Source organism: Candidatus Pantoea carbekii (assembly GCF_000971765.1).
In the GTDB taxonomy this organism is placed as follows: Bacteria; Pseudomonadota; Gammaproteobacteria; order Enterobacterales; family Enterobacteriaceae; genus Pantoea_A; species Pantoea_A carbekii.
Genome location: NZ_CP010907.1, coordinates 580,708 through 594,591, shown reverse-complemented (window position 1 = coordinate 594,591; position 13,884 = coordinate 580,708). Strand labels below are relative to the sequence as shown.

The following is a 13,884-nucleotide window of genomic DNA, read 5'->3' as shown; positions in this document are numbered from 1 at the left end:
TGAAATTTTTTGCATTTTTAAAGAGGAGGTCTTTTTAGCTAATTTCAGCACACGCTTACTTGCTACGGCTGCTTCTTTCCAGACCTGACCGAATTTACAAGATCACGTTGCAGAACAACCAATAGAGACCTCCATTGATCTATAGTTATTATTTTACGTTCGTATTGTGCTATACGTACCTAATAATTTCAAGCTATCAATAAAATAATAATTCAAAATATCATTACTTGCCCAGGGTAAAATCTATAAAGTAAAAAATATTTTTAATGTGCTAATGTTAACTATCTTATCTATAAGAATATTTTTCATTTTTTTATCACATTAAATCATCTAGAAATAAATTCTATCAAAATATTTACATTATTAAATTGGCCAAGGAACCGTCTTAATATACTGAAATTTAATAAATTTTTACATATGTGATAAATGTTACTATGCAAAATATCTTACTATCTCTATTTCGAGTACATCGCACTTTAAAATTTTTATAAAAATAATTGTCATGTAAATTAATTTAAATCAATCTGAATTTAAATTGAGAAAAACTTTTGTAGAAAAAGAAATCTTGTCAATTCTATATAAATTTTATATATTAAAATATATACTTACATATAAAGTTTTTATAGTTAGTAAATTAGAAAATTGATATAAAATTGAATGTAAGTTGTTTATTCTATTTAGAATAGAAAATTTATATAAATACCTAATAATAGTATTAACTATCTAATGTAGATTGAGTCATTGATTAATCAACTTTTATATTATTTTATAATAATATCTATCTGTGTTGATTATAAATCTTTATTTAATTTTACTAGTTATCAGTATAAAGAGAATGATACTCGTGATTATCTTATAGCTTACAATTGTAAAATAATTTAACAAAACAGCAATTTTAGTATGGTAAAACAGGCTAGAACTATCCTACAATTCAAGTAGCAATTATATAACATCCAACTTATAAATTATTTATATAAAATTTGTAAGTTCAGCATTATTAAATAAAAAATCAGTCAACATTCATATAAATAAATTTACATCATTCAAACTTATCATAATTTTAAAAAACTCGTTTAAGTAATTTTATTTACAGCAACAATTATAGCAAAGTTTTGACAAAATAGCAAAACAATCGTATCAATAAAAATACATCGTTTCCATTTTAGTAAATATTTTATATTAAGTTTAAAATGAATATTTCATCTATAATTACAAATTTAATATTTTGTGAACAATTTTTATAAAATATATAGTTATGAAAATAGTTTTTAACAATTTCATTTTCTTAAGAAATTTATTCAATTTACTAGGATATCAGATATTCAATGATCTACTAACCATCATAATGGGTAGTTTAAACAATGTGGTTGTAATGAAAATTGAAAATAGATAGAAAACTACAATGTATTTTATGATCATATAGTAAATTTAATTAATTTAAATAGACATCACTCATGTTACTTCAAACTATATTGAATACATTAAATCGTTTATAAAGATCTACCTGCTAGAACAAAATATATTGTCAATATTTTAAAATAGTTAACATAAAATTCAAATACTGTTTTATTATTTTTAATATAGTACTCTGATAATTTATGAACATAATTTAGCAAAATCAATAAACTAATTGGATCAAAGTGAATATTAATTATATAGTATTAGCGCGAAAATGGCGTCCTAAAACCTTTTCTGAAGTTATTGGGCAACAACATATCATCACTACATTATGTAATAGTTTAGCATTAAAACGTTTACATCATGCATATCTTTTTTCTGGTACCCACGGTATAGGAAAAACCTCAATCGCCCGTTTACTAGCAAAATGCTTTAATTGTGAAACAGGTATTACTGCTACACCATGCGCACAATGTAATAGCTGTCGTGAATTTGAGCAAGCACGCTTTGTAGATTTCATCGAGATTGATGCAGCATCCCGCACTAAAGTAGAAGATACGCGAGATCTATTGGATAATATGCAGTATACACCGACGTATGGACGATTTAAAGTGTACTTAATAGATGAAGTACATATGTTATCTCGCCAAAGTTTTAATGCATTATTAAAAACTATTGAAGAACCACCGACACATGTTAAATTGTTACTAGTTACTACAGATTCACATAAATTACCAATTACAGTTCGTTCACGTTGTATGCATTTACATCTTCATGTACTTAATACTAAACAAATTCACCTTCAATTGAAATACATATTAAGACAGGAAAAAATTGAATTTGACGATCAAGCGTTATATTTACTAGCACGTGCTTCTAATGGTAGTATGCGTGACGCATTAAGTTTGACTGACCAAGCTATTGTAATGGGACAAGGAAGTGTTTTATATGTTACTGTATTGCAAATGCTTGGCATATTAGATGATGAGCAAGCATTAGCATTAATTGAAGCTTTAGCAAACGGTCAAGGTGAACAAATGATGCTTTTACTTGATCAAGCTGCTTTAAAAGGAGTAGAGTGGGAAACATTATTGATAGAAATATTACGTTTACTGCACTGTATTGCCATGGTGCAATTTCTGCCAAGATATTTAGAAGATCATGATATTAAATACACAGATCGTTTACATACTTTAGCACGGTTTTTGCCTACTACTGATGTACAACTTTATTATCAAACAATTTTAATGGGCCGTAAAGATTTATCATTGGCACCAACTCGACGTCTAGGTGTAGAGATGACGTTACTACGTGCATTAGCATTTCATCCAAAACCAAAAATTGCTCAACCTATTTTATCTTCAGAGTTAACTAGTAAATTAGAATTGCAACTTAATGAATCTAAAAGCATTATTTTAGAAAAATCATATGTAGATTCACCTGATAATCGAATATTAATAAAAAAAGATGATGCGAAATTATCCAATTTAACAGATAATTTACCTAAATCAACGAAAGAGCTATTAGAAGCAAGGACGCAATTGTTAAAACAGACGAACAAAAAAAAGGACAAACTAATAATAAATTCTATTTTACCAATAGATTTAAAAAGATTGGAAAACCCTTGTTCAACTATCATCAATGATAGCAAGACAAAAATTCAAATTAACTCCGAGCAATTAGGTAGTGTAGAGGATACTAAGGTAATACCAAACTATTCGCTCACTATACCAGATGATGAGAAAAAATTTGAATTATCAAAAAATATAGTGCAAGAAGTAAAACAACGCGATCCCTGGGCAACAGAGATAGTGAAACTAAACTTACCTAAACTAATTCAGCAACTGCTTCTAAACGCTTGGAAAGAAACTGCTGAAAACAAGATAATATTACATTTGCGAAGTCATAAGCAATATTTAAACACTGAAAATACATGTCAGATAATACAAAATGCTTTAAGAAAGAAAACGGATAATCAATTCCTAGAATGTAATATCATCCAAGATGATGATTTAACAGTACTAACACCAATGGAATTGTATCACATGCTTTATGAAGAAAAATTAGCAATAGCGCGTCAATCAATAGAAAATGATACTCATATCCAAACATTACGAAAATTCTTTGATGCAGATCTAGATCAAAACAGTGTTAGACCGCTATGATTATAGGGCAAATTATTTTAGTATATAAGTTATAGTAATATACCAACCTGCTATAGATAATGCTCTTTTTAGGAGAGAACAATGTTTAGTAAAGACGGATTAGGTAATTTAATGAAGCAAACGCAGCAGATACAAGATAAAATGACTAAGGTTCAAAAAGAAATTTCCGCTATAGAGGTAACAGGTGAGTCCGGTGCTGGATTAGTTAAAGTAACTCTAAATGGTACTTATAGCTGTAAACGTATTAAAATCGATCCTAGTCTTTTAGAAGAAGATAAAGAAATCTTGGAGGATTTAATTGCAGCAGCATTTAACGACGTTATAAGACGTATTGAAGAAATACAGAAAGAAAAAATGTTAAAATATGCAACTATATCAGGATTTTAATTTTTTATAAAAGTCAATGACATAAGAAAGTTCATTGATAATATCAAAAAACAATATTGTTAAATGGAACTTTAATCCTAACTTAATGCAATATAATATATTAGCGCAGTCTATAGTCTATACTGACTGATTATACATTAAGCATCTAGATTATATACATAATCATGATATAAAAAAATGGCATTGAGGTTAACTTTAATTTCATAAAAGATAGTAAAATATGCAATTCTTGAATAAGATGGCCAAAATGTATCTATATCTGAATTACTTAATCGCTGATAACATTTTATACTATTATGATTTTAAAATTAAATATTATCAATGATTTAAAAAAATATTAGTATATTTTATGTTGTAAAAATCAATTTTATATAATAGTCAAATTGAATTGTAAGTAATGTAATATATAGGTAATTTGTAGTACAGATATAAATTATATGTAGTAAATCACTGAAATAGTTTTAATGCCATAGTTAGTACTCACTAATATTAAATGAAAGACGAAAATTAAATTTTTATACCTAATAAGTGTTATTAGGCATAAAAGCTTGAAATTTTTTTCTTCATCCCCATGTTCTTTCGATATCCGATCAACCGCATTCTCGTGAGGCAATAATAACTATGAGAGGAGAAGAGACGCGTGGTTTTCAGTCAGAAGTCAAACAGCTTCTACATCTGATGGTCCATTCCCTTTATTCAAATAAAGAGATTTTCCTGAGAGAATTGGTTTCTAATGCTGCTGATGCTGCTGATAAATTGCGTTTTTGTGCTCTGTCAAAACCTGAGTTGTTTGAAGGTAATAGTGATTTATATGTACGTATTGCAATTAATAAAGAAAAACGTACACTAACACTGACTGACAACGGAATTGGAATGTATCGAAATGAAGTAATTGAAAATCTTGGTACTATTGCAAAATCAGGCACTAAAGCCTTTCTAAAATCAATGAGTGGAGAGCAGTTAAAAAATAACCATTTGATTGGTCAGTTCGGAGTTGGTTTTTATTCAGCATTTATTGTAGCCTATAAAGTTACTTTATTAACTCGTGCTGCTGGTGCAAAAATTAATGAAGGTGTATATTGGGAATCAACAGGTGAAGGAGAGTATACTTTAGCAGATATTGAAAAAATTAATCGTGGAACGGAAATTACACTTTACTTTCGTGAAGGAGAAGATGATTTTCTCGATGAATGGTATGTACGTAAAGTGATTAGTAAATATTCTGATCATATTGCTTTACCAATTGAAATCGAAACTAAAGATGAAAAAAATAACCTTTTTAAATGGGAAAAAATTAATAAAGCTACAGCGCTGTGGAAACGCAATAAAGCCGAAATTAACGACACAGAATATAAAGAATTTTACAAATACATTACACATGATTCTAGTGATCCAATAACTTGGAGTCATAATCATGTGGAAGGGACGCAAGAATATACAAGTTTATTGTATATTCCGTCAAAAGCTCCATTTGATGCATGGAATCGTGATAGTAAACAAGGGCTCAAATTGTACGTTCAACGTGTTTTTATTATGGATAATGTTGAACAATTTATGCCGAATTATCTGCGATTTGTTCGAGGTTTAGTAGATTCTAATGATTTGCCTCTCAATGTATCGCGCGAAATTTTACAAGATAGTCGCATTACGCAGAACTTGCGCACATCATTAACTAAACGTAGTCTACAAATGTTGGAAAAACTAGCAAAGGATGATCAAGAAAAATATGATCAATTCTGGAAAGAATTCGGGTTAATTCTAAAAGAAGGTCCAGCTACAGATCAGGCAAATCAACAGATACTTGCTAAGTTATTGCGTTTTTCTACTACCTATAGTGCAGATACTAAACAATCTGTTTCTCTAGATGATTATCTTCATCGTATGCAAAAGGATCAAGATAAAATTTATTATATTACCGCTGATAGTTTTGCTGCGGCAAAAAGTAGCCCGCATTTGGAATTTTTTCGAAAAAAAAATATTGAAGTGCTATTGTGCTTCGATCGAATTGACGAATGGATGATGAATTATCTTATCAACTTTCATGGTAAGACCTTCCAATCAGTTAGCAAAGAAGATGAATCACTTAATAAATTAACTGATGAAAAAACAATAGAACAGAAAGAAACAGAAAAAGCATTCGGTCCGTTTATTGAGCGTTTAAAAAACCTATTAAATAATCGTGTTAAAGAAGTACGCTTAACGAATCGATTAACTGACACACCGGCAATTTTAACTACAGATTCTAATGAAATGAGTACACAAATGGCAAAGCTTTTTACAGCGGCCGGTCAAAATGTGCCAGAAGTTAAATATATTTTTGAAATTAATCCACAGCATCTACTGATAAAACGTGTAACTGAAATTGAAGACGAAAAATTATTTTCTGAATGGATTGAATTGTTATTTGATCAAGCTTTGTTAGCTGAACGAGGCACACTGGAAGATCCTAACCAGTTTATACATCGTATGAATGGATTATTAATCAAGTCACTCGTCAAATAAAACCGGAAGATTTTTAATATGATTTACTAAGCCTGTACGGGCGCTTTTTCAACAGCTGCCCGGTTTTTTCTTTTAGTTTACTTGAAATACTCACTTTTTAAAACAATAATAGACTAGGATAATAATTTTCATATATTTTCGATTAGATGTTTATTGTATGCACAACAAAAAATATACTGATAAAGTAAAATGTCAATATATTAAGCTCTTTCATAAATTACATTTTTTCTTATTTTGAACTAGTAATTTTTACTACTAAACATATATACTTATCATTTTCGTATTTTTAATAGTATAAACTGCATGTTATTCTCAATATAATCGCTATTGACAATAAGCTTATAACATATAAGGTTATAGTATTTGGAATGTTAATTCATATCAATGTTGCTAGTTCTAAGAGGAATAAAAATCATGCGTATTATTTTGCTGGGGGCACCAGGTACAGGTAAAGGTACTCAGGCGCAATTCCTTATGAAACAGTATGGTATTCCACATATTTCAACGGGTGAAATGTTGCGTGCAGTAGCAAAGACATCTAGTAATTTTGGGAAGACCGTAAAGGCTATTATTAACAATGGTACCCTAGTAACAGATGACTTAGTAATTACATTAGTTAAAAAACGTCTTTTTGAAAAAGATTGTAAAAATGGTTTTCAACTAGATGGTTTTCCACGTACTATCGTGCAGGCCGATGCTATAAAAGAAGCAAACATTAATATTGATTATGTATTAGAATTTTTTGCGCCAGACAAATGCATTGTAGATCGCATCATGGGACGTCGTGTGCATGAGATATCTGGACGTATCTATCACGTTAAATATAATCCCCCAAAAATAGAAGGTAAAGATGATCTGACAGGAGAAAATCTTATTACACGCAGAGATGATCAAGAAGATATTATACGTAAGCGCTTATTGGAATATCATCAATTAACTGCATCTTTAATTGATTATTATAATAAGAAAGCAAAAGAAGGACTTATTAAATATTTCAAGATAGATGCTACTGCTCAAGTTGCTGATGTGAGTAAGCAGCTAATTAAGATTTTATCAAATAGATAAATGCTTGAATAAATTTAATTTCTATTAATCTTAATAAAGATGTTTCTTAATAATCAAGTAGAAGTAATTAATATTTAATATATTTTCATAATGAAGCAAATTAAGCTCTAATTAGACGATATAAAATGTGATATTTTCTGCCTACTATATAACTTAACTATATGTCTATAATTGCAAGTCAATTATTTTCTATATTTTAATTTCCTTCACTTTAAACCAATTGCCAAATTTTTTAAATTTAAAATTTGAAATGATTTATCGTCTTTACTGTAACAAAATAACTACTTAGTGTATTAAGCAGTAAAATTTAATATGACTTATAAATAATATTTAATTAAATTAAATAATTACATGTATTGAAAATGTATTTTCAATGAATTAATAGAAGACCTATTTTCTGTTCAGAATGTACTGTTATATAAAAAATAAAGAAATAATTGATTATTAGTAATTCTAAAAAATATTTTTATTACTATATAAATATAATTTCATCATGATCTAATAATATCTAGAATATTTTTACAATTTTCAATTCTTATCATCCTAATTTTAATATTCAATTGTGTAATTTGATTAATGAAGTAATAACTATTACAGATAGCTATCAATTAAAATTCTTAAACAGTTTTATGTGTTAAATGATCAGTAATAATTTTAAAATACCTCAGTTTATGGATTTTGTATTCTGATGCTATCGTTCTAATTAATATCGTCGGTTTCTAATATTCCATCTTAACAGTAATAATAATTTCATTACACATAGATTAGGGAATAGAATTCAAGTCTAGAACTAAAATAGCTACCTGCATTTAATAATATTGAGTTAGTTAGTCATTGTAAAGTATGAATTAAAGTCTTTATTCTTGTTTAGAATCTATTTTTTATCTTTTCTCAGTTCATTCTTATTCTAATATATTAGTTACATTGCTAGTATGTTATTTTTTAGCACTTAAATTTATACAATCAAAAACACTGTGGTTTTAGTAATTATTTTTTCTAATCATTAAATATACAAAAAGAGTAGCCATGTAGTATCTGTATAATCCGGTAGATACTATTATTAATAAGGTTTAATTACTATACTATTTAGAGATAGTAAATTTTTAGATATTCACGATAATGACTTGAAGATTTTTTTTAATAATTATTGTTATGAAACTAGAGAGTTTATCTGGCATAATAGATATAAATTATTTTAAATTTGAACGGTATATTAAAATAATTTATAATATTTTCATAAAATTTCTTTTTTTCTAATGATTTTTGAATGCATGTATAATAATTATACAAATTGACGTGATATTACATTTTATATGTATAATGCTCTTTTAATCATTCAAAATTAAGTAAAAAAAATGATTAAAGAAAATTATATAAGATTCTAGAACACTAAATTTTGTAAAATTAAAGAACCAATAATACAGAGGAGATCTATTAGAATGGTAATTCTATAAGTTGAATACCATTTGAATCAAGTTGAATTACTGATATACTTTGATACCAGGCTCCTAGTACTGCACGTTGTACACTTTTACCTTGTAGATTAAAGTTATGAATAGCAGGACGATGAGTATGCCCGTGAATTAACATATTAACTTGTTGGTGAATCATAACATCTTCTACAGTTTGTTGATTAACGTCCATAACGCTTATCGACTTATTTTGATTAACCTGTTTACTACTAGCTCGAACTAATGCGGTTATTTGTCCTCGCAAATAAACAGGCAATATAAGAAATAAACGTTGTAACCAACGTTTATGTACTGTAGAGCGAAAGTGCTGATAGCTCGCATCATCAGTGCATAAGGTATCGCCATGCATAATCAATATACGTTGACCATATAATGTCAATACTTGTTCTTCAGGCAAAAGTACCATTCCACTGGCACAAGCAAAACGTTGTCCTAACAAAAAATCACGATTTCCATGAATAAAAAATTTCGGTACTTTTAATGCTTTAAGTCTATCAGCAATTTTTTGTATCAAAAAATTTGAATGATCATCTCCAAGCCATACTTCAAATAGGTCTCCAAGAAGATAAAGGGCATCGCATTGTTGTGCTTCAGTTTCTAAAAAATGCAAAAAAACGGCAGTCACTGCTGGTTCTTTATGAGATAAATGTATATCTGCAATAAATAGTGTGCGCGACATTACTATTTACTAACTATAATGATCTGTATAATTTTAGGTAATTTAATAAAGAGATAATTTCTACTACGTCGTAAATAGCTTTTGTATAAATTTAGATTTAAATTATCTTTAATTTTGATAAAAAAATATACAATTTGTAATGTGCATAGTTGATTACAAGCTACTGCTAAAATAATAAAGGTATCTTGGAAAGAGTTTCTACTGTTTTTTTTTAAACGGTATCTTATATGTATTCTATATATTATTATAGAAACTTTATTAGTGGTCATACAATAAAATTTTTTCTGATTTTGTGCTATATAATGCATATAATTATTTAACAATATAATGCATACAAGGGTTTGAGTAGAAGAAGTAGTAAAATTTTGTAGTTTCATGCACGTCTGTGAAAGAACTTTATTATTAAATTTATATTTAGTGTTTTTGTGTTTCATACTAGACCTAGAATTGCTATTTAAGTTATAGAATGATTGATTGCAATTAAAAAACATTATTTAAAAAAATAAAATATCAAAAGTTTAAGAAATTCCTTAACGTAATAATTACTGTACAATTGATAATTATGAATGGCAAAAATTCTCATAGCTCTTTTTTAATTAGGTATTAGATATATTCAATATATAAATCATTATTTTGATTGAAACTGACAATGATATCAATAACTGATAAAATTTATTCAATAATTTTAAATTATTGCCTTATTTATTGTGAATCAAAAAATGATATTAATGTAATATATCAATTCTGTTCAAATTATAAAATAATATACTTTGTTATATTAAATTTCAAAATTATATCAATTGTATAAAATGCGACATGGGTTCTTGCTATGCTGAAGATTTATAATACGTTAAGTCGACAAAAAGAAATATTTAAACCTATTGATAATACTGAAATTAGTATGTATGTATGTGGTGTTACAGTGTACGATTTGTGTCACATTGGTCATATGCGTACTTTTATAACATTTGATGTGGTAGCACGCTATTTACGTTATTTAGGATATAAACTAAAATATGTACGTAACATTACCGATATTGATGATAAAATCATTAAACGTGCTCATGAAAATGGAGAAAGTATTACAAGATTAACCAATCGAATGATAGAGGAAATGCATAAGGATTTCGCTGAATTAAATATTTTACCCCCTGACAGCGAACCACGTGCTACAGATCATATACAGGAAATTATTGCTTTAGTTAGCATGTTACTTAAGCGTGGTCATGCTTATATTGCAAATAATGGTGATGTTATGTTTAATATATCAAGTAATAAAAAGTATGGTCTTTTATCAGGTCAAAAATTAGATCAATTACGTGTTGGCATACGCGCAAAAACATCAAATTTCAAACGTAATCTAGCAGATTTTGTACTATGGAAAATCTCGAATAAAATCTATGAACCATCTTGGAATTCACCTTGGGGAAAAGGCCGTCCTGGCTGGCATATCGAATGTTCAGCAATGACTTTTAAACAATTTAATAGCTGCTTTGATATTCACGGTGGTGGTACAGATTTAATCTTTCCTCACCATGAAAATGAAATAGCACAGTCTACTTGTGCATGTACAGAAAGATATGCAACGTATTGGATGCACACAGGTATGGTCATGCTAAATCATGAAAAAATGTCAAAATCGATTGGTAATTTTTTTACCATCCGCGATATATTATCGCATTATGATGCAGAAACTATCCGTTATTTTCTAATGTCTGCTCACTATCGCAGTGGACTGAATTATTGTGAAAAGAATCTTAATCAAGCATATTCTGCACTAAAACGCTTGTATATAGCACTACGTCATGCTGATTTCAGTGTCGAAACTACTACTTCTATATCTAAAAAATTTGAAACACGTTTTTGCATTGCAATGAATGATGATTTTAACATACCAGAAGCTTACTCAGTACTTTTTGATATGGCTCATACATTAAATCAATTAAAAGCGAAAGATACGGCTTTAGTTAATGCTATATCAGTAAAACTACGTCAATTAGCTAATATACTAGGTATTCTTCAGAAAGATCCGGAACGATTTTTGAAAAATGCTTGCCCTAATAAAAATAACCAACAAATAGTAGAAATTGAACAATCTATTAAAATGCGCACTCATGCTCGTAGGGTGAAAAACTGGAAAAAAGCTGATGAAATACGTGATGATTTGTATAAGTTAGGTATAGTATTAGAAGACGATGTGCATGGTACAACAACATGGCATTATATACAATCGTAATCAATAAATAATTAAGATTTTTATTGATTTATAAATCATACTGAAACTTAATTATTACAATGATTGTTTTTATAAAAAAATCAATAAGATATCGATTGAAATTTTTAAAATTTATACCAAATATGAATATTGAATTTTAAAATATAGTATTATTTATTTTTTAAATCATGATAGGTTTCGCATGCCAATAATGTATTCTGAATTAACATAGCAACTGTCATAGGCCCAACACCACCTGGAACTGGTGTAATATATGAAGCTAATTTAGCTGCTGTATCGAAATCAACATCACCCACTATTTTACCAATTTTTAAACGATTAATACCCACATCGACAACAATAGCGCCTACTTTAATCCAATGTCCTGGAATAAATCCTGCCTTGCCTACAGCTACTATTAATAAATCAGCATGTTTAACATGGTAGTGTAGATTTTTAGTAAAACGATGTGTAACAGTAGTAGTGCAGCCCGCTAAAAGCAATTCCATACTCATCGGTCTACCAACAATATTTGATGCGCCTACTACTACAGCGTTTAAACCGTAAGTATTGATCTTATAATGCTCTAGCAATGTAATAATACCACGGGGTGTACAGGGACGCAATTTAGGAACGCGCTGACAAAGTCGTCCAACATTGTAAGGATGAAAACCATCAACATCTTTGTCAGGTAAAATACGTTCCAGGACTTTGGTATGATCAATACCGCTAGGTAAAGGCAATTGAACTAAAATGCCGTCGATTGTACTGTTATTATTTAATTCATCAATTAAACTTAATAGTTTATTTTCATTGGTAGTAGACAGAGTGTATAATTCTGAAAAAAAACCAACTTCATTGCAAACACGGCGTTTATTAGCAACATAAATTTGTGAAGCTGGATTATCGCCTACTAAAATGACTGCTAATCCTGGTATACGTTGACCTAATTTTATACGTTTTTGTACTTTTTTGGCAACTGAAAGACATACTTGATGTGCAATTGTTTTTCCGTCAATAATTTTTGCTGACATTAAATTATGTAATTAACCTTTAAAAAAATTAAATAAAAGAAAAGCTTATTTTAAGCAAACTTCATATTGTACTCATAAGCAGCAATTGTGTATGCATATCATCATAGTTATTTCTTATTATTGCTTTTAATTATTATAGCTAATGATATAATGTTATATTATATCATTAGCTCAACTTGTTCACACAAAAACTGTGTTAATGCATTTTAATATATACGTAAATATTTTAGTAGGTATATTTATTATGGTAATATGCATAGAGTAGGTTAGGTTCTAGTATTTATTTGAACAATTAAAGCTAAAAATTAATATAGTTTATGATATTATTATTAATACTGCATTGAATTATTATTTCTAATAGAATCTTTCATTGAACTTTATTAAATGTTTAGTTTTATCAAATTTATTTAATCACTGAGATAAATATTATGGTTTATGTATTTTAAATTTTTAATTTTTATCTCATTAATGCACTTGACGCCCTTAGCTCAGTTGGATAGAGCATCGGCCTTCTAAGCCGCAGGTCACAGGTTCGAATCCTGTAGGGCGTATTTCTTAATATCAAAATGATATTAAGATTTATATTACACTTCAATTAAAATAATTAATAGCTACATTCATCGATGTTAATATAAAGCATCATTAGTAATATTTTATAAGTTGATGTGTTTATTTAAAAGTAACATATTAATTTAAATATAATGTGTTTTAATCAGATATTTAACATTTTTTTATTCAAATGATGTTGATTATATTAGATCTTTGCTCTATTAAAATTAATATAATTAATCATTAGATTACACCAGATAAATAATCTGATCATATCAGATTCATATGATCAAAAATATATTTTTATTGTTTTTTCAAAAAATTAAATTAGGAATTTTATTTTTAGCTTTTGTCTTAGAATAAGATGTATATGTTACTTTTAAAATTTAAATCATTAGATTTTGTAATATCACTACTA

At 28.1% G+C, this 13,884-nt stretch carries 7 protein-coding genes, 1 tRNA gene and 1 other RNA gene; 6 read left to right on the top strand and 3 right to left on the bottom strand.

Features of this window, described 5'->3' with window-relative positions:
• Positions 1-29: 29 nt before the first annotated feature.
• An RNA gene (gene ffs / locus BMSBPS_RS04535) (signal recognition particle sRNA small type) lies at positions 30-124 on the bottom strand.
• A gap of 1,522 nt (positions 125-1,646) precedes the next feature.
• On the opposite strand from ffs, the gene dnaX reads away from it, so the two are divergent.
• The 4 genes from dnaX to adk all read left to right on the top strand — a co-directional run bounded on the left by dnaX (position 1,647) and on the right by adk (position 7,517).
• Positions 1,647-3,563 carry a DNA polymerase III subunit gamma/tau gene (gene dnaX / locus BMSBPS_RS02090; RefSeq protein WP_044170127.1) on the top strand — a complete coding sequence of 639 codons (1,917 nt, stop codon included), beginning with the start codon at positions 1,647-1,649 and terminating at the stop codon, positions 3,561-3,563.
• Positions 3,564-3,644: 81 nt separating this feature from the next.
• Positions 3,645-3,950: a YbaB/EbfC family nucleoid-associated protein gene (locus tag BMSBPS_RS02085; RefSeq protein WP_022564773.1), complete on the top strand. Its 306-nt coding sequence runs from the start codon at positions 3,645-3,647 to the stop codon at positions 3,948-3,950.
• Between the two features lie 615 nt (positions 3,951-4,565).
• Positions 4,566-6,452, top strand: a complete 1,887-nt coding sequence (htpG, locus tag BMSBPS_RS02080; RefSeq protein WP_044170040.1) for a molecular chaperone HtpG — start codon at positions 4,566-4,568, stop codon at positions 6,450-6,452.
• Between the two features lie 414 nt (positions 6,453-6,866).
• Positions 6,867-7,517: an adenylate kinase gene (gene adk, locus BMSBPS_RS02075; RefSeq protein WP_022564771.1), complete on the top strand. Its 651-nt coding sequence runs from the start codon at positions 6,867-6,869 to the stop codon at positions 7,515-7,517.
• 1,434 nt (positions 7,518-8,951) lie between these two features.
• On the opposite strand, the gene BMSBPS_RS02070 is transcribed toward adk, so the two are convergent.
• Complete coding sequence (locus BMSBPS_RS02070; RefSeq protein WP_022564770.1) at positions 8,952-9,668, bottom strand: UDP-2,3-diacylglucosamine diphosphatase; 717 nt, start codon at positions 9,666-9,668, stop codon at positions 8,952-8,954.
• An 829-nt stretch (positions 9,669-10,497) separates the two neighbouring features.
• On the opposite strand from BMSBPS_RS02070, the gene cysS reads away from it, so the two are divergent.
• Positions 10,498-11,904 carry a cysteine--tRNA ligase gene (gene cysS / locus BMSBPS_RS02060; protein ID WP_022564769.1) on the top strand — a complete coding sequence of 469 codons (1,407 nt, stop codon included), beginning with the start codon at positions 10,498-10,500 and terminating at the stop codon, positions 11,902-11,904.
• A gap of 149 nt (positions 11,905-12,053) precedes the next feature.
• On the opposite strand, the gene folD is transcribed toward cysS, so the two are convergent.
• Positions 12,054-12,917, bottom strand: a complete 864-nt coding sequence (gene folD / locus BMSBPS_RS02055; protein WP_022564768.1) for a bifunctional methylenetetrahydrofolate dehydrogenase/methenyltetrahydrofolate cyclohydrolase FolD — start codon at positions 12,915-12,917, stop codon at positions 12,054-12,056.
• Between the two features lie 477 nt (positions 12,918-13,394).
• Here folD and BMSBPS_RS02050 point away from each other — a divergent pair.
• A tRNA-Arg gene (locus tag BMSBPS_RS02050) sits at positions 13,395-13,468 on the top strand.
• Positions 13,469-13,884: the final 416 nt, after the last annotated feature.